18 protein-coding genes and 1 other RNA gene are annotated in these 17,462 nt (G+C 39.0%); 14 read left to right on the plus strand and 5 right to left on the minus strand.

What is annotated here, in order from left to right; translation table 11 throughout:
- The first annotated feature begins 11 nt into the window (after positions 1-11).
- Both EOD41_RS00555 and EOD41_RS00560 read left to right on the plus strand, forming a co-directional pair.
- Complete coding sequence (locus EOD41_RS00555) at positions 12-1,172, plus strand: glycosyltransferase (RefSeq protein WP_127702842.1); 1,161 nt, start codon at positions 12-14, stop codon at positions 1,170-1,172.
- Positions 1,169-2,398: a glycosyltransferase family 4 protein gene (locus EOD41_RS00560; protein WP_127702843.1), complete on the plus strand. Its 1,230-nt coding sequence runs from the start codon at positions 1,169-1,171 to the stop codon at positions 2,396-2,398. Before EOD41_RS00555 ends, EOD41_RS00560 begins: the two co-directional genes overlap by 4 nt.
- Here EOD41_RS00560 and EOD41_RS00565 read toward each other — a convergent pair.
- Entirely contained in the window at positions 2,391-3,473 is a 1,083-nt protein-coding gene (locus tag EOD41_RS00565) for a glycosyl hydrolase (protein WP_127702844.1), read from the minus strand. The genes EOD41_RS00560 and EOD41_RS00565 overlap by 8 nt on opposite strands.
- 205 nt (positions 3,474-3,678) lie before the next feature.
- Here EOD41_RS00565 and EOD41_RS00570 point away from each other — a divergent pair, with 205 nt between their 5' ends.
- The 10 genes from EOD41_RS00570 to EOD41_RS00615 all read left to right on the plus strand — a co-directional run bounded on the left by EOD41_RS00570 (position 3,679) and on the right by EOD41_RS00615 (position 11,869).
- The gene (locus EOD41_RS00570; protein WP_127702845.1) at positions 3,679-5,139 is read left to right on the plus strand and encodes a lipopolysaccharide biosynthesis protein; all 1,461 of its coding nucleotides are present in this window, start codon (positions 3,679-3,681) and stop codon (positions 5,137-5,139) included.
- A gap of 21 nt (positions 5,140-5,160) precedes the next feature.
- A complete protein-coding gene (locus tag EOD41_RS00575; protein WP_127702846.1) occupies positions 5,161-6,060 on the plus strand; it encodes a glycosyltransferase family 2 protein in 900 nt (299 codons plus the stop codon).
- Between the two features lie 16 nt (positions 6,061-6,076).
- Positions 6,077-6,964: a glycosyltransferase gene (locus EOD41_RS00580; RefSeq protein WP_127702847.1), complete on the plus strand. Its 888-nt coding sequence runs from the start codon at positions 6,077-6,079 to the stop codon at positions 6,962-6,964.
- 292 nt (positions 6,965-7,256) lie between these two features.
- Positions 7,257-8,630 carry an undecaprenyl-phosphate glucose phosphotransferase gene (locus EOD41_RS00585; protein ID WP_127702848.1) on the plus strand — a complete coding sequence of 458 codons (1,374 nt, stop codon included), beginning with the start codon at positions 7,257-7,259 and terminating at the stop codon, positions 8,628-8,630.
- Positions 8,631-8,787: 157 nt separating this feature from the next.
- Positions 8,788-9,180, plus strand: a complete 393-nt coding sequence (locus EOD41_RS00590; protein WP_164849845.1) for a response regulator transcription factor — start codon at positions 8,788-8,790, stop codon at positions 9,178-9,180.
- A gap of 190 nt (positions 9,181-9,370) precedes the next feature.
- Positions 9,371-9,742 (plus strand): hypothetical protein, encoded by a 372-nt coding sequence (locus EOD41_RS00595; protein WP_127702850.1) that lies wholly within the window; start codon positions 9,371-9,373, stop codon positions 9,740-9,742.
- A 21-nt stretch (positions 9,743-9,763) separates the two neighbouring features.
- Positions 9,764-10,639, plus strand: a complete 876-nt coding sequence (locus EOD41_RS00600; protein ID WP_127702851.1) for an SDR family oxidoreductase — start codon at positions 9,764-9,766, stop codon at positions 10,637-10,639.
- Positions 10,640-10,661: 22 nt separating this feature from the next.
- A complete protein-coding gene (locus tag EOD41_RS00605; protein ID WP_127702852.1) occupies positions 10,662-10,904 on the plus strand; it encodes a hypothetical protein in 243 nt (80 codons plus the stop codon).
- A 9-nt stretch (positions 10,905-10,913) separates the two neighbouring features.
- Positions 10,914-11,105, plus strand: a complete 192-nt coding sequence (locus tag EOD41_RS00610) for a hypothetical protein (RefSeq protein ID WP_127702853.1) — start codon at positions 10,914-10,916, stop codon at positions 11,103-11,105.
- 14 nt (positions 11,106-11,119) lie between these two features.
- On the plus strand, positions 11,120-11,869 hold the full coding sequence (locus tag EOD41_RS00615; RefSeq protein ID WP_127702854.1) for an OBAP family protein: 750 nt from the start codon (positions 11,120-11,122) through the stop codon (positions 11,867-11,869).
- Here EOD41_RS00615 and EOD41_RS00620 read toward each other — a convergent pair whose 3' ends face one another.
- Complete coding sequence (locus tag EOD41_RS00620; RefSeq protein ID WP_127702855.1) at positions 11,870-12,325, minus strand: BON domain-containing protein; 456 nt, start codon at positions 12,323-12,325, stop codon at positions 11,870-11,872. It abuts the gene before it with no gap.
- Positions 12,326-12,527: 202 nt separating this feature from the next.
- On the opposite strand from EOD41_RS00620, the gene EOD41_RS00625 reads away from it, so the two are divergent.
- Both EOD41_RS00625 and EOD41_RS00630 read left to right on the plus strand, forming a co-directional pair.
- Complete coding sequence (locus EOD41_RS00625) at positions 12,528-13,094, plus strand: hypothetical protein (protein WP_127702856.1); 567 nt, start codon at positions 12,528-12,530, stop codon at positions 13,092-13,094.
- An 89-nt stretch (positions 13,095-13,183) separates the two neighbouring features.
- Positions 13,184-14,926, plus strand: coding sequence for a hypothetical protein (locus tag EOD41_RS00630; RefSeq protein WP_127702857.1), 1,743 nt, complete (start codon positions 13,184-13,186; stop codon positions 14,924-14,926).
- Positions 14,927-14,976: 50 nt separating this feature from the next.
- Here the strand turns inward: EOD41_RS00630 and EOD41_RS00635 are convergent, their stop codons facing one another.
- From EOD41_RS00635 to ssrA, 3 genes are all read right to left on the minus strand, one after another.
- Complete coding sequence (locus EOD41_RS00635; protein ID WP_127702858.1) at positions 14,977-15,999, minus strand: LLM class flavin-dependent oxidoreductase; 1,023 nt, start codon at positions 15,997-15,999, stop codon at positions 14,977-14,979.
- A 497-nt stretch (positions 16,000-16,496) separates the two neighbouring features.
- Positions 16,497-16,871: a hypothetical protein gene (locus tag EOD41_RS00640; RefSeq protein ID WP_127702859.1), complete on the minus strand. Its 375-nt coding sequence runs from the start codon at positions 16,869-16,871 to the stop codon at positions 16,497-16,499.
- 92 nt (positions 16,872-16,963) lie between these two features.
- Positions 16,964-17,331, minus strand: a transfer-messenger RNA (tmRNA) gene (gene ssrA, locus EOD41_RS00645).
- Positions 17,332-17,462: the final 131 nt, after the last annotated feature.

Genomic DNA, 17,462 nt, shown 5'->3' on the forward strand with positions numbered 1-17,462 from the left:
ATCATCCACCTATGAAAATTGCAATAGTGCACGACGACCTTGTGCGTAAAGGCGGCGCCGAGCAGGTTGCCCTTAGCTTTAAACGCGCATTCCCCGACGCTCCGGTGTACACGCTTACTTACGACGCGCTGAATACTTATCCTGAGTTTTATGAACATGAAATAAAAACAAGCTGGTTTGGTAAGTTTATCAAAAGCGAGAAGAACATGAAGCGGTATTACTTTCCGTTTGGCATACTGGCCATGCAGCAGCTTGACCTGCGGGGATATCATGTAATACTGCAATCAACAACACATTGCGCCAAATATATAAAATGCGACCCGACGGCTTTGGTGATCACTTATTGCCATAATCCTTTCAGGCTCGTTTGGAGTACCGATTCATACGAGAAAGTACGTAATGCGAATTACTTCAAAAAAAAACTTTACCATAAGGTGATATCCTATTTAAAACGTGTTGATGAAAAAGCAGCACGCCGTACCGATTGGTTTATTACCAATTCGCACGAAGTGGTACCGCGTATAAAAATGGCTTATCAGCCCAAACATGAAATAGCCGTAATTAATCCGCCGGTTAAATGCAGTAATTTTTATGTAGCAAACGAAGTAGGCGACTATTACCTTGTTGTTTCACGTTTTGAATCATACAAAAAAGTTGATATGGTTATCGATGTTTTTAATGAGACGCCTGATAAAAAACTGGTAATTGTGGGTAAAGGATCACGCGAAAAAGAGATAAAAGCGAAAGCCGGACCAAACATTACTTTTTTAAGCGGCTTAAACGCAGTTGACCTTGCCGACCTGTATGCTCATTGTAAGGCTTTTATTTTTCCGCAGTTGGAAGACTACGGTATAACCCCGCTTGAGGCTAATGCTTCAGGGCGACCGGTATTGGCATATGGTAAGGGTGGGGTACTTGATACCATGATCCCTTTCAAAGAAAACCCGCGTCGTTCAACCGCGATATTTTTTGATGAGCAAACAAAAGAAGCATTAATGAGTGCGATACGGCTTTTTGAGATTGTTCCGATGGATTCTCAGTTTATACGGCAGCATGCCGAAACCTTTGACGAAAGCCGGTTTATTGAAAAGATTCGTGCCTTTGTTGGGGCCAAGTATTACATGCACACCCGCGATAAAGTAAACGGCGGAACATTACAAAAAGCGGTATGAGGATACTTTTAGTAAATACTTTTTATTACCCAAGGTTTACGGGCGGAGCCGAAGTATCGGTACAGCAGCTTGCCGAAGGACTTGTAAACACCGGGCACGAAGTGTTTGTATTAACCTCAGCAAAAAAGGATAGGGTATATGCTGTTAATAACGTAACCGTTATAGGCTGCAGGCAACGGAATGTGTTTTCAACCTATGATAACACAAGCAACAAGCCAGCATTTTTGAAAGTGTTATGGCACCTGGTTGATTCGGCAAATGTACTTCAGTACTTCAAGTTTAAGCGAATATTAAAGGATATTAAACCGGATATTGTACACACCAATAACATCCAGGGTTTTTCTCCTCTTATCTGGTTTGCTGCTAAAAAACATAAAATAAAATTGCTGCATACCATGCGCGATTATTACTTGCTATGCCATAAGTGCAATTTGTTTAGCAAAAGTACAAATTGCGAAAAGCTATGCGGGGCATGTAAAATAACGCATAATATAAAAAGCAGGTTTGCAGGCTATCCGGATGGATATGTAGGTATCAGCAATCACATACTGCAGGCGCATCAAAAGTTTTTGGCGTTACATAACACACATGTTATATTTAATTCGGCACAGTTAGCGCTTATTCCTGTATCCGGATCGGCCACAGGTGTGATCACATTTGGCTATATCGGCAGAATAACGCCCGATAAAGGCGTGGAGTATCTGGTTGATGAACTGGTTAAAATAAATCCCGCTCAACGGGCTTCTTTTAAAATAATATTTGCAGGTAAAGGTGAACCAGAATTTATAGGTCGGCTTAAAAGCAAACTTGGCAGCATAGATTATGAATTCTCCGGCATTGTTAATTCAGTCGACTTTTATAAAAGTATTGATGTGCTTATTGTACCCGCTTTATGGAACGAGCCCTTTGGCCGTACGGTGATCGAGTCGCTGGCCTATTCAGTACCGGTATGCCAGTCGGACAGAGGCGGGCTTAAAGAAATATTTGACAAGAATAGTTCGTGGATGTTCTCACCCGACGAAGGGGTACTGTCGGTATTGCTATCGCGCATACTGCGTAACCGGAAGGAGATAGATGAGAAAAAAAGAAAATGCGCTAAACATTTAGCGCATTTCTCGCCGAAGACTTATATCAATCGGCATTTAGAATTGTATGGTCAGTTAATAGAAGCCTCTGCATGTAAGGCAGGAGAAGTTCCTGCTTTACATAACGAGGTGGTTACTTAGCAGATAAAGTTTTTGCTACCATTTTCTTTGTATATGAAGTGTATTCTACAGTCCATTTATAAATACCATAGTTTGGTTCGAGTAATCCTTTTTTGAACGGCTCATTAAACAATTCATAAATCATTAAAACCTTAACCTTCGGATTCTTTTTACACTTTTCAATAAAGTTAACAATAAAGGTATTTTGTTTGCTTTCGTGTGTGCTGGCGTCTTTATAACGACTGTTCACTTCAGTAAACCAAATATCTTTTTTAGGAAATAGGCTAGACAGTTTTTGAGTGATGTCGGGTATCTTGTACATGCTGCCTGCAGCCGCGCCTTCCATTTCTGAGTACCAGTGCCATGCAACTACGTCAAACTTAACGCCGTCCCAGTCAAGCATACGCAAAAATCCATAATGAAGCCAGCTTCCGTCAATCATGGTTTTAGCGCCCGGATCTTTAGCTTTGATGCCCTCATCCATCCCGCGAAGGTAGCCACGTATTACATTATACTTAGCCTTGTTATAGTCTGCCTGGCTTTGGCCACTTTTGGTTGGAAGCAGGCATTTCATTTCAAGCTCGTTACCCAGGTTATAATAAGTAAAGTACTGGCCGTATTTAGCAGCAAAATTACTACCTAGTGTTTTGCCCCGTTTGTAAGATTCAGCTTCGCTAACTGTAAGGTCCAGCGTACGGGTGTACAGCATTGGCAAAATGTTTACACCACCTGAGGCAGAAGCCTGCTGTAAAGGATTCCATAAACTAGGCACAGTGATGCTGCCATCTTCTTTAGACATGACATCAACGCGATACCACGTCATTTTCATGTCTTTCAATAATTGAATTTGCTTGGTTGCCGGTGTGTTGATGTACGGCGTTGTGCCAAGGGGATGGCCATTAATGCCTAATTGAAGATTTGAACCGGCTAACGAAATAGCGTTGGTTGCCTTGGTGCTTTCAAGGGCTTCGGTTGAAAGTTCAGCAGCAGGTGCTGGTTCTTCAGGGGTTAGGGCCTCTTTTTTACATGATGCGAGGCACAAGGCCGTGACACACGCCACTAAAGCCGTTTTACGGAAATGAATAAAATTTAACATATAGCAAAAATTAATTAAAAGTTACCCTTGTAACGTGTTTTTAATTGTAAATGTTGTATTACATATCATAAAAATTAAAAATTTACTAAAAGTTAATCTAGGTCAAACAATTTTAAGGTTTCTGCACCAAATAGTTAACTGTTTTATGCTTATGCTAAAAAGTTGTAAAAATTTTCTCGAACAGGATAAATCAAGTGTATAATTTATGGATGTTGTTACCCAGCCGGTTCTCACAAAGGATAGTAAAAAAGTAGCTTCAGGTATTTTCTGGAATGTAATTCAAATGGCCGTAAACCAGCTGTTTGCTTTTGTTTTGAAGCTTATACTTGCAAAGCTGTTATTTCCCGAACAGTTTGGCCTTGTTGGCATGGCCACCGTATTTACCGGCTTTGTGCAGGTATTGAACGATTTAGGCGTAGGAGCTGCGTTGGTTCAGCGCAAAAAAGAACATTTACGTATCGAACATTATCATACCGCTTTTTGGACGGGCGTTATCTGGTCGGTCTCGCTTTTTATCATTATGGGCGTTGGTGTGGGGCCGCTTGCAGCATGGTTTTATCATGAACCCGAACTGATGACTATTATACCTGTATTAAGCCTCGGGATACTCATTAGTCCCGTTAACCTGGTGCATAAAGCACAGTTAACCCGGCAAATGGCTTTTAAAAAGCTGGCATTTATCAATAATGCATCTAACATCGCAGCAGGTTTGCTGGCTATTGGCCTTGGCCTGCTAGGAGCGGGCGTATGGGCGCTGGTATTTAACACAGTGGCGACAATTGCTTTTGCTATGCCGTTGTTTTTCAGGGCAACAGGGTGGAAGCCGGCGTTCATATTTGAAAAAAAGGCCTTTAAAGATGTGTTTGGGTTCGGCATGTACACAACCGGGTCAAACATCATGAACTATTTGTATAACAATATTGATTACCTGCTGATAGGCAAACTGCTTGGTGCTTCGTCGCTTGGTATATACACACTCGCATTTGTACTTACCGATACATTTCGCAGTAAGTTAATGACGGTAATTAACAGTGTTATGTATCCCATGTATGGTAAAAAGCAGCATGATCTTCCTGAAATAAAAAAGTATTACCTGAAAGCCCTTCTTTTTAATTGCTTACTGGTGTTTCCGATAATGGTATTTTTTATAGCCGAAGGCCAGGCCTTTGTGGTAAACATATTTGGCGCCAAATGGCAGCAAACGGTGTACCCGCTGCAAATCCTATCAGCATCAGTTATACTGCATACGATTGTTAGCGGTAATACCACCTTATTGCGCGGACTTGGCCGCCCGGGCCTTGAAATGAAGCAACAGGTGATAAAGGCGCTTATATTTTTACCATCACTTGCCGTGGGTATCTATTATTACGGCATAGCAGGCGCTGCCTGGGCTATCTTACTAAACAAATTAATAGTTGTAATAATTGCCCAGTACACTTTCAATTATCTGCTGCCGGTTAAGCTACCTGTATCAGAACTGCTAACCGAACTAAAGGCCCCGATAATAGCATCGGCGCTGATGTTTGCAGTCGCCTATTTACTCAGCTACGTTGGAGCCAACTATATTATTACCGGCATTTTAACCTTCACCTTTTATGCCGCCATTTTATGGCTGATAATGGGCAGCGAGTTAAAGAAGCTTTTAAACAGTTTCAAAAAACAATAAAATGATTAAAATCTCTACACTATGGTATCGGTAATTATCCCGTGTTATAATTGTGAACACACCCTGGCACGGGCAATCGAAAGTATAATACGACAAACTTATAAGCCGATTGAGATTATCCTGGTAAATAACAATTCAAATGACGCTACACCTGATTCGCTTGCCATGTATCAGGCAAAATATCCTGACACAGTTGCTGTTTACCACGAGCGAAAACGCGGTGCGCCTGCGGCGCGAAATTGCGGCCTGCAACATGCAAGCGGCGAGTGGGTGCAGTTTTTAGATGCTGATGATGAATTGCTTCCGGCTAAAATTGAGCAACAGGTGCAGATTGCCCGTTTTGCCGAGGCGGATGTTGTAGCCGGAGAATGCCTTTTAAAATATACCTCTGCAGACCAAACCATTACTATCCCAAGACCTACCGACCCGGATATATGGAAGGGGCTTATCACATCAAACCTTGGTATAACAAGTGCTAATTTATGGCGACGTACTTCATTGCTTGGTGTTGGTGGTTGGGATGAAGAACTTTCATCGTCACAGGAGTATGACTTATTGCTGCGTTTGTTACAAAACAACGCTAAGATAATTACAGATAAACACATCAACACTATCGTGCATTTTTCTGATAATTCAGTATCAAAAAGCACTGATACCGAACGTAAAAAAGAGGTTTTGAATAACAGGATTAATCTGCGGTTGCGTATTAAGAATGCTTTAATAGAAAAACAAATGCTTACCACCCGGCTGGCCCGTATTATTGATACCTACATATATACCGAAATAATGCATTATTATAAATTCTTTCCTCGTTATGCCGGAAGCCTTCTACGGCAATATAAGCTTAATGTAAGTATCATTCGTAAACTAAGACTTAAAGCAAAACAGTTTTTAAAAGACATTAAATTGTCTTTATCCTAATCCAATAACATCACTTATGAAACAATTTGTATCGGTAATTATACCAGTTTATAAAGATTGGTACAGGCTTGCCTTATGCCTAAATGCATTGTCTATACAAACCTATGGTTCTAAATCATTTGAAATAATTGTAGTTAACAATTGCCCCCATGATGAGGTACCTGACGGATTTTATGTACCGGATAATTGTAATATAATTAATGAAGAAAAACCCGGTTCATATGCGGCGCGCAACACCGGGATACGTGTTGCTGCCGGAGAAATTATTGCCTTTACTGATTCAGATTGTATACCTCATCCCAACTGGATAGAAAATGGCGTACATGCTTTGGTGGCTGATGCAGATTACAGTAGGGTTGCCGGCCGTATCAAGCTTTATTTTAACTCAGACAGGTTAAACACGGCAGAGCTTTATGAGAAAATTTATGCCTTTAACCAGGATATTTATGTTAAGCATGATGGTACCGGTGTTACAGCTAATCTTTTTACATATCAGCATGTGTTTAAGTATACTGGTTTATTTAATGACAATCTTTTATCAGGAGGCGACTATGAGTGGTCGGTTAGAGCACGGGATGACGGTTTTAAAATTAAATATTGCGCAAGCGCAGTTGTAAGCCATCCTGCCCGTAATGACATGGAAGAACTTGTTATTAAAGCCAAAAGAGTAGGAGGAGGACAGGCGGGTTTCAGCCGCGGAAATAAAAGTTTGGTTAATACTGTTGTTCGGTTTGTTTATGATTTACGGCCACCTGTAAAAAGCCTTTCACTAATATTAGCCAAAGGGAAAGACCTTCATATTGGTCAAAAGTTTCTGGTAGCATATACCAGGTATTATCTCACAGTTATTACCGCCTGCGAAAAGTTTAAAGTAAGTTTAGGCAAAGTTGCCCAACGTAGTTAACACGCTGTTTTGAAACTATTTAGAGAATTAGATTCGCACAATATCCCACTTTCACAATTTTATACAATACGCTTCCCGTCGTTCAAAAATTCGCATTTAAGCTATCATAATATTGTATTATTGTTAAGCAAATCAATAGCTTGTTATAATAATTAACAGTTGTTATTTTTCAAAAAACGGTTCAGTTGTAACTGAAATGGCGAAGCCATTTTCTTGTCTGCAATACAAGCCTGCACTCTTCCTTTAATTGCTATCACCGGCAACCTTGCTTTAAAAACAATAATCATATACTATGAAAACACGTTATATCTACTTAATTTATTTTGTAATGTCAGTTGTTGACATTATTATTCTTAACAGTTCGCTGATATTTATCAGTAACTCACTAAGCACCTGGCCAAAAGACGATTTTAGTATAATTATAACTGCTAATTATATTTGGATACTGGCCGCAGTATTTTTGGGGTTGTACCATTGCAAGCAAGAACACCGGGTAGATAACGTATTTCGCCTGACATTAAAAAGCCTCATCCTGTTTTGTATCTTCTTTTCTTTTTATATCATTTTTTCAAAAAACAAATATTTCGGCTCCGATTCGTTATTGTTTTTTTACAGCCTTTTCTTTTTCGGTTTGTTTATGAGCCGCATAGTAGGAGTATTGTTTGAAAAGGCGTTAAAAAAACACTTTCGCATAACCAGGTCTGTAGCGGTTATTGGGCATAATAATACCGGCATGCGGCTGGCTAATTTTTTTAGGGGGTATGATAACCATTTCGCTTTTGAAGGATTTATAAACAGCGAAACTAATTCATATCTCGACGGAAGCGGACAAGTTTCGCCATCAGTAATAGATCAGCTCAAATCTGCAGCGCGCAACGGTATAAAAGAATTATACATTTCTTTAGCGCCCGAGCGTATTATGGAGTACAATTCTCTGCAAAAAGAAGCTGAAAAGGATTGCCTGCGCTTAAAACTTGTACCGGATCTTTCAGCATCGCTGCCTAATCATCTAAAGTTAAGCTATATGGGTGAGTTTCCGGTGCTTACACACCGTCACGAGCCTTTGGAAGAAATCAGTAACAGGTTTAAAAAGAGGTTGTTTGACCTGGTATTCAGTTCATTGGTAATTATCTTTTTACTTAGCTGGCTATATCCACTTATTGGGCTTATTATAAAAATACAAAGCCCCGGACCAATATTATTCAAGCAATTGCGTAGCGGCAAAGATAACCGCTCATTCGGGTGTTATAAGTTCAGAAGCATGAAAGTAAATGCTGATGCCAATAAACAGGCTACAAAAGATGACGACCGTATTACGCCAATAGGTAAGTTTTTACGCCGTACCAGCCTTGATGAGCTTCCGCAGTTTTTTAATGTTTTTTTGGGCGATATGAGTGTTGTTGGACCAAGGCCGCATCCGCTTTTTTTAACTGAACAATATAGCAATATCATAAATCAGTATATGGTGCGCCAGTTCCTTAAATCAGGCATTACTGGTTGGGCCCAGGTTAATGGTTTTAGAGGTGAAACCCGGCAACCAGAGCTAATGGAAAAAAGGGTTGAATACGATATATGGTATCTTGAAAACTGGTCAATGTGGCTGGATGTGAAGATTATTTTTCTCACAATGTTTAATGTACTGAAAGGTGAAGAGAATGCATACTAAATATGATTGCTCTTTGGTTAAAATTGTTGTATTTATTTCACTTTAATTGAGTATTTATATTTACAAAGAAAATGAGGCGCCTTTTTAACTTTGTTTTTATTTGGGTATGTTATTGAAAGCATATGCTTACCGCCCCCTAAATTATTTAATAATTACAATGCGTAAAAAGGTGCTAATGCTGGACAATGATCCGGAGATACTGGAAGTGATGAAATTCGCATTAACCTACGAAGAGTATGAAGTTGTGACGGTAAATAAAACCGAATGTATGTTTTTAGTGCTTAAGGACTTCAACCCAGATATTATATTGATTGATTATTTGCTGGATGGTATAAACGGAGGTGATGTATGCAATTTGCTAAAAAGTTCTGAACAATATTCACATATACCTATAATAATGCTGTCAGCCTACTACCGGGTAATTGAGATGCTTGGAAACTATAACTGTGACATCTTTATTTCCAAGCCTTTTGATTTAAGTAAATTATTACAAACTATTACAGGGTTAATTGATAATCCATTCAATGAATATAATAATATGGCAGGTTAAAATGCCAACAGATAATATTATAAAGCCGCTCATATAGCGGCTTTTTTGTTTTAAACTTAATCAATTAATTGTTTTAATTAACTAAAAAGATATTTTAAAAACTATAGGTATTGTAAAATGTTGTAAAAGTAGTTGTCGCTTTATATTTTCCGTTCCGCTGTAACACCCCACAATAGTAAATAATGGTATCATGAACAGAAATATTGGAACAAATACAAAACAGGATAATGGAAAGTATATCATGCCTGGAAATCATCCTGTCAGGAAGTTTTATCACACCTCAGCCAAGATGCTTACATTGATTTTTAATTATCATGGCAAAATGCATCAAACTAAAGCAATGGTTACATATGCAAACGGACTTAAGTTGTACAAAATTGCGCTTTACAGTAAGCTAAACGAGTGTAATGCAGTGTGCTGGCTCCAAAAAAGTGGAAGCATTTGGCAGGTTGTAATAGGACAAATTGATGCGGATCTTCGAGAAGAACTGATTAAAGCAATAGAATTACGTGAAGAATCATCTGCAATTCATTCAATCGGAACAAATTATCATACACATTAATATACATCTAACTACAAAACAATGAGCAATCAGGATCCTAAGGAAAAGTTTGAACAGCCGCCTTATCCGGGGCAGGAGCAAGAAGTACCGGGTGAAACCACAGCAATGGACCCCTCCCCAGATCATGGCGAAACATCCTATAAAGGCTCAGGCAAATTAAGCGGCCGTAAAGCTATTATTACTGGTGGAGATTCGGGGATCGGCAGGGCTGTAGCAATTGCGTTTGCACGCGAAGGTGCAGATGTTTTAATTTCTTATTTGAACGAAGAACAAGACGCAAAAGATACAGCCAGCTATATAGAGGAAGCAGGTGGAAAGGCGGTACTGGTTAGTGGCGATATACGTGATGAGGCCCATTGCCGTCAACTTATTGATCGTGCCGTTAGTGAGTTGGGTGGAATAGATATTTTAGTGAATAACGCCGCTTTTCAAATGCCAAGAAAATCATTACAGGATGTAAGCAGTGAAGAATGGGATCGTACCTTTCGCACCAATATTTACCCGATGTTTTATTTATGCAAATTTGCAGAAGAGCATATGAAACCCGGAAGTACGGTAATTAATACCACCTCTGTAAATGCTTATCAACCCAAACCTACGTTAATTGCTTACGCGGCAACAAAAGGCGCTATCCAAAATTTTTCAGCTAATCTTGCTCAACTATGGGCCGAAAAAGGAATCAGGGTTAATTGTGTAGCGCCAGGCCCTATATGGACACCGCTTATTCCATCAACTTTCTCTGCAGAAGAGGTTAAAACATTTGGAGAATATGTACCACTGAAACGTGCAGGCCAGCCGGCAGAACTTGCCGCAGCTTATGTACTGCTTGCCAGCGAAGGTTCAAGTTATATGACAGGTTCAACTATACAGGTAACAGGTGGAACACCAACAATTTAACTAAACATAAAAATTAAAAATTATGGATATCAACACAGCAAATACTGTTATGGGTGGCAACCCTATCGGTAACGAGGTAGAAACCAATGAAGACATACAACGTTTATCCGATAATCCTGAAATTGAGAAAGGAAGCGGCTATGGTCCGCCTAATGAAGGATCAGGAGAAACTGTTCCGGCGCAGGATGCCGATTATGACGGGCAAATTGATGGTACGGGAGATGAGGAGCCTGACCTTTCGGGTACCAATCAATCAGGTGAGTAAACAGCTGTTATGAAAAATCAAAAAGTAGGAATCCCTGATAAAGAGAGTTCAAAAGATCAGCTAAGCCGTGAGGACATTGAGCAAAATATCGGACCATTTGCTGAAGACAAGCAACAGCGAATGGCGCTTGAAACGCCATCAGGCAAAAACAATGGAGCCAAGCCTGCCGCTTATAAAAATCAGCGTTCGCACCACCCATAATTACCTTAACAGAAATGAAAAAACCTTGGTTAATACTTGTATTACCGCTGCTGAGTTGCGGCGGCGGTAATACAAACTCTAATGTTAAAGCAGATGGTAGTGAAAAAACCTCACGAGATAAAATTCTTGGAGTTGGTGCTAAAATAATACAGGCGAAGCAGCCACTACAGGCTTTTAACACCTACTTAAATGGCTTTCATTTTTATAACGGAAATATCAATGCTCAAATGGAAGCACATCATTATACAGCGCAGTTAAACGAAGACCTGTATCAAGCAATCATTTTTGATGGGAACGGCGCTGACGCTAAAATAATGGGCGTGGAATATATAATAACTGAAAAGCTTTTTAAACAACTTTCTATGCAAGAAAAGCTTTTATGGCATAGTCATGTTTACGAAGTTAAGTCGGGTGAGTTGATAGCTCCTGGGTTACCGGATGCTGCAGAGCACGAATTGATGAAAAAACTGGCAACAACCTATGGCAAAACAATACATACCTGGCATACCGACCAAAATCTTACCTTACCTGTTGGCAGCCCTATGCTGATGATGGGATTTACAAAAGACGGACAGATTAATAAACGTTTGCTTACAGAACGTGACAAGCGCTTAAAGGTGTCAACCCGGAAAAAACGTGAAAGGCGGAAAGATATTCCATCACAAAAAGCAATGGCTGGCGCAAATGCATGGCAGGAGGGACAAATACGTCAATTTGTAATTTCAAATAAGCCGGATTCAGCAATGCATAAACATACTCAATAACTATTGCAGCGTTATCAGGTTATGCACAGCTTCAGGATGTAATTTTGCAACAGCCGGCATAATTTTTTCAACTTCTTTTCTTGTTGCGTAACCGTACAAAGTTACTTCATGATTTTTAACCGTACCGAGTACTTGCGGGTGTTGTCCTAATACACTATCAACCTGCTGTTTCATTGGCATATCATAAGTAATTAGTACAGGAGCTATCTTAATGCGGTCAATTACACTATTTACTACAGCAATGCCTTTAACTGCCTGTAAAACTTTTTGTTTGGAAATTTCGGAAGGGCATGTGCCTGAAAGCGTTACAGTTTTGTTTTTCACAGTATAATTAACTGCTGCAAAACTAATTTCTGTTTTTGCTTTTGCGGTAATATCTCCTTTAATATCAATATCACTTGTGCATGCAGCACTTACACATACGGTTGCAAATAAAATACCTTTTATAAGTTTCATGGTCAATTTAATCTGAGGTTAAAACAGATTATTTCGCTTTAGGTTTGGAAAATATCATAAAACAATATTTATTTTCTTTAATTGAAATATTGTAAAACAATATTTAATTAAAAGAGTAATTATTAAGCATTGTTTCAGATACTGTCTAATACTTGCCAAGCACACTAACCATAAAGTAGTTTAAATTATATTGGCTAATTGTATGAGAAATTTTGTAATGCTATTATTAATGACGGCTATATTGCTGTATGCTTGCGGAACTACAACAAAGATAAGCGGCTCGTGGCGTAAGCCCAATGCTACAGCCAACGGTTATAACAATTTATTTATAACCGCTATACCTGTAAAGCAACATGTAGAAGACGGTTTACAACCGCATCTGCAGGAAAATGGATTAACAATATCAAAAAGCATTGAAGTATTTCAACTGAATTTTAGTGCGCAAACCAGGCAAAAAAAGGAGTATGTAGCAAGTAAGATACATACAACCGGAGCAGATTGTATACTTACCATAAGTTTGTTGAAACAGCAAACGCAAAGCCGCATTGTGCATGCAGCAGAGTACTGGAACCCTGGTCTGCGTTATGGGTATTATAATAGCTTTTGGAATTGTTATAGCTATTGGTACCCATCATTATATTCTCCAGGAATTATGACGAGCGAAAAATTTATTACTTGGAAACAAATTTGTATGATGTCCGCACTGAAGAACTTATTTGGGCGGCACAATCAGAAACCTACATCTCTTCAGATATCGAAAGCCTTTTGAAGGGTTAAATAAAATATGTTTATGAACAAATGGTGGATTATAATCTAATAACTCCTGACAATACGAACAGTCGGTAACAATTGATTGGTATGAAAAATAAGAAACAAATTGTGTTTTGGATACTGGGCTTTCTGGCTTTTATACTGATAGTATTTCTAGCCGGGAGATATCTTATTAAGCAGGATATGGCAAAGCCGGAAAAGAACTCACTAATAAAACCGCTTATAAAAGATCAGTTTACGAAAATGATAACCACAGCAAGCGACAGTTTGTATCAAGTTAAGTTTAACAGGTTTAACTTTGATTTGAAACAAGGTAAAGCGACTATTACTGCGTTTCAGCTTATACCCGATAAAAACATATTCCAAAAGTTAAAAAGTGAAGGCCGTGCGCCCAATTACCTGCTTTATTGCAAGGCCGATACCATCAGGATAACCGGTTTCGGTTTTAAAAATCGCAACAGTATAACGAGGTTTGATATTGACAGTTTGATTGCAAGCCGTGTATTGTTAACCTGTCGTACAAAGTACTTGGGTAAAACAAGAGATGATGGCAAAGGGGTAAAGGAAAAATTATTAAAAGAGTTAAGCGAAAAGGTTTTAAAGCGAATGTATGTAAGGCGTTTACTTATGCATAATGCAAAAATCGTATGGGTAAACAATAACCGGCCGGTTGAAAGAAGAACAAATATAACAGCGAATATCAATATTTCCGGTTTTGAAACCAGTCCGGGTAACAATGGGTCAGTTATCAAGATTGCAAAATATATACACTCGCCACATGATCTTTATGATATCGTATTCAACAAAATCAGGTTTAGTACGGGTAAAAGCAGTGCGTTTGTTCAGCATGTGTCAGTTTTGCCCCGGGCCGGAAAACTCAGATTTAACCAGCTTGCGAAATTTGATAAAGACAGGTACCATTTTGAGCTTGATGGTTTAAAGATGAATGGTATTAACATTTATCAATTTATAGCAAAGCAGCAGTTAAGTATAAATAGCTTTGTTATAAATAAAACATGGGCTGAGGTTTATAAAGATTATCGCTGGCCTAAAAAAGAAATAGTATCCAGAATAAACACATATCCTAATGAAAAGCTTCAACGTTTAGCAATTGATATCAAAATTGATACCATGCGCATGCACAATGGCACATTCCATCATACTATTTTTCCTGAAAAATCAAAACATACCGCACGTTTTACTCTAACTGATATTGAAAGCGTGTACACCAATATATCTAATATAAGCAGTGACGTGCAACGTAAACCTTACGCTTATGTTTACTCAACATGCCGGCTTATGGGCGCAGCATTATTGACATCGCGGTTTACTTTTAATTTGGCAAAGTCAAATGCTCCGTTTTCTGTGATAACTACACTTTCCAATATGGACAGCCGATCGCTTAACCCGTTGCTGAAACCGTTAGCAATGATGGAAATGAAACAAGGAAATATTAACAAAATGCGGTTTGTTTTAAATGGCGACGAGCACAGTGCAAAAGGGCATGTCGATTTATATTACTCAAATTTGAAAGTAAACGTGCTTAAAAGAGATAAAGATGACGGCACCTTAAAAAATATGTCATTGATATCATTTTTAACAAATACCGCCCTGCCAAATAATAACCCGGGGAAAGATGGTAAGCTGCGGCAGGGGCCGGTTAACCGTATCAGAGAACCGAAGGAAACCTTTTTTGGTTTTTTATGGTACTGCATGCTTGATGGTTCAACATCGGCTGTTATGGGATATGATCAGGATAAGAAAAAGCCTAATAAAAATATTCTTATAAAAATTGGTGAAGTAATTGCGGGTCCAAAAGATAAAGACTGAAGTAAGAAACTCCAATTGAATATTTACAAAGATAAACTCAATTGCAATTTTTATCGCCAACCCAGTCCGGGAGCCACGTGTTGAAGAATTGATGATAATACATGAACATTGTAATCAACACCTAATGTATTGGGTATAGTTAAAAGTAAAGTATCTGCTTCCTGAATTGCTTCATCCCGGGCCAATTCCTCAATAAGTTTATTGGGTTCGGCTGCATAACTTTTTCCGAATATTGCCCGTTTGTCACTCTCAATATAGCCAAAACTATCAGAGGCTTTGGCTTGCTGGCCAAAGTAATATCGATCCTGATCAGTAACGATTGCAAAGATAGAGCGACTCACTGAAACACGTGGTTCGCGTTGATGGCCGGCTTTTTTCCAGGCGTCTTTATACAACCTTATTTGCTCGGCCTGTTGCACATGAAAAGGCTTGCCGCTTTCATCATATTTTAGTGTAGAGCTTTGCAGGTGCATACCGTTCTCCGCTGCCCAAACAGCAGTGGCGTTAGATGCAGCTCCCCACCAAATGCGTTCCCGCAGTCCCTCTGAATGTGGTTCCAAGCGTAATAGACCTGGTGGATTAGGAAACATAGGATATGGGTTAGGCTCTGCAAAGCCAACGCCGTTTAATTTATCCAAGAATTCTAAAGCTTTTTTACGTCCCATATCTGCATCGTTTTCACCTACTGCATGTTCATAGCCAAAATAGCGCCAACCATCAATAACCTGTTCCGGCGAACCTCTGCTGATGCCAAGTTGTAAACGCCCACCGGAAATTAAATCAGCAGCTCCGGCGTCTTCTACCATATACATCGGATTTTCATATCGCATATCAATAACACCAGTGCCAATTTCAATCCTGCTTGTTTTAGCCCCGATAGCAGCTAACAAAGGAAAAGGTGATGCCAGTTGTGCTGCAAAATGATGCACCCGGAAATAAGCGCCATCTAAACCTATATTCTCGGCAGCGACAGCAAGGTCAATTGACTGAAGCAAGGTGTCACTTGCCGTACGCGTTTTATAAGCAGGATGGTTAGCCCAATGCCCAAACGATAAAAATCCAATTTTCTTCATGCGGCTACAAATTTAACGAATATACTCTCTTATAAACATTAAGTTATTTTCCGAATGTCAATTGTTTACTTTCAAAATATAATAGTCAAAAGTTGTTTAACTGTACTTACTTTTAATTTTACGATATACTTTTAAATCCCGGTTGACCAAGGGCAGTTGTGTAGTAAATCTCATTTCGGTGATAATTTTGAGTATCACTGTTAGAATCAAATCTATCAAAGATTAGACCTCGTATTTAATTTAAATAAGGATTCAATCAAAACGCATTATAACTTATCGAGGCGATGAATAATCAGAAAGTAAGGGTAAAAATTATAAAAATTAACATTGTATAGGTGTACGCTTGATTATCACGTCTACTTTGACCCAGCCATTCCCTAAAGTTTGTTTTTCAAATTTATCTCCGTTTCCGTAACTCTTATTCTCACAGCTGCAATCACAATTATTATTAAAAATTAAATAAAGAGTTTCAGAACTGCTGTTAATAAAAAAGCTGTTCAAAGATTTTTTATTGTGTAACTAATACAGCCTTGTTCGTGTATATCGATTTCTTCAATGTCGTTATTATCAAAGAGCGCTTTTATTTTGTTTTTATCGACAGCTGAAAGGAATGGAAATAAATTATTGATTTGATTTGAGCTTGAAATTCTCCCATATTCAAATGGTAAAAATTGGAGTAATCCCTTGGTTGTATTATGCTGTGCCTTATTTTGCGCAAAAACAAGTATTTTGGTTGCTTCTTTAATCCTTTTAAAACTTTCATTGTCGATATTTTTGTTTGCAAGCCGGCTTGGTATACCAATATAACAAATCGCAATAATCAATAACAGAATTAGGAACAACCAACAAATAACTTTAAGGACTCTTTTCAAGGTAGGGGTTTTTAATGACTATGGCAAAAAATAATTTTCTTCTGTACAAAAAAACCGTAAGCCAAACATACGTTCAACCTACGGTAAGTGATCAGTGGAGCCGGAGGGATTCGAACCCTCGTCCAAACATGGTATAAGGTAAGCTTTCTACATGCTTAGCTCTGTTAAATTGTAGGGAAGGGGAAGGTCAGTTGCTCACCTGTACCGTCTTCCTTAGGTGCTTTATCTCACCTGTTTATCACACCCTAAACAAGCCAGTTTCATCTTTCGATGCCCCGGTTGCCGGTCCGATGAAACGGAAAACCGGCGGGACAAAAGCTATTCTAATTCTAAATTAGGCAGCTAAGGCGTAGTTATTTTCGCCATTTGTAAGTTTGAGCGTTCAGATTATAGCGCTAATTCACACAACGCGCTGCATGCTTACCTACTTATCTCCATCCTGTCAATTCCGGTCGACCCCATTTTTTAGTTGGCAGTTTGCAGATTTGTATCCTGCGAATATACACAAATTATGTGCCGCTTGAATATAGTAAGTTGCAGTAGCGGCGGCAGTAGCAGTTCTTATGACAATATTGCATCACCAATAACTGC

This window comes from Mucilaginibacter limnophilus (assembly GCF_004005815.1).
Taxonomy (GTDB): Bacteria; Bacteroidota; Bacteroidia; order Sphingobacteriales; family Sphingobacteriaceae; genus Mucilaginibacter; species Mucilaginibacter limnophilus.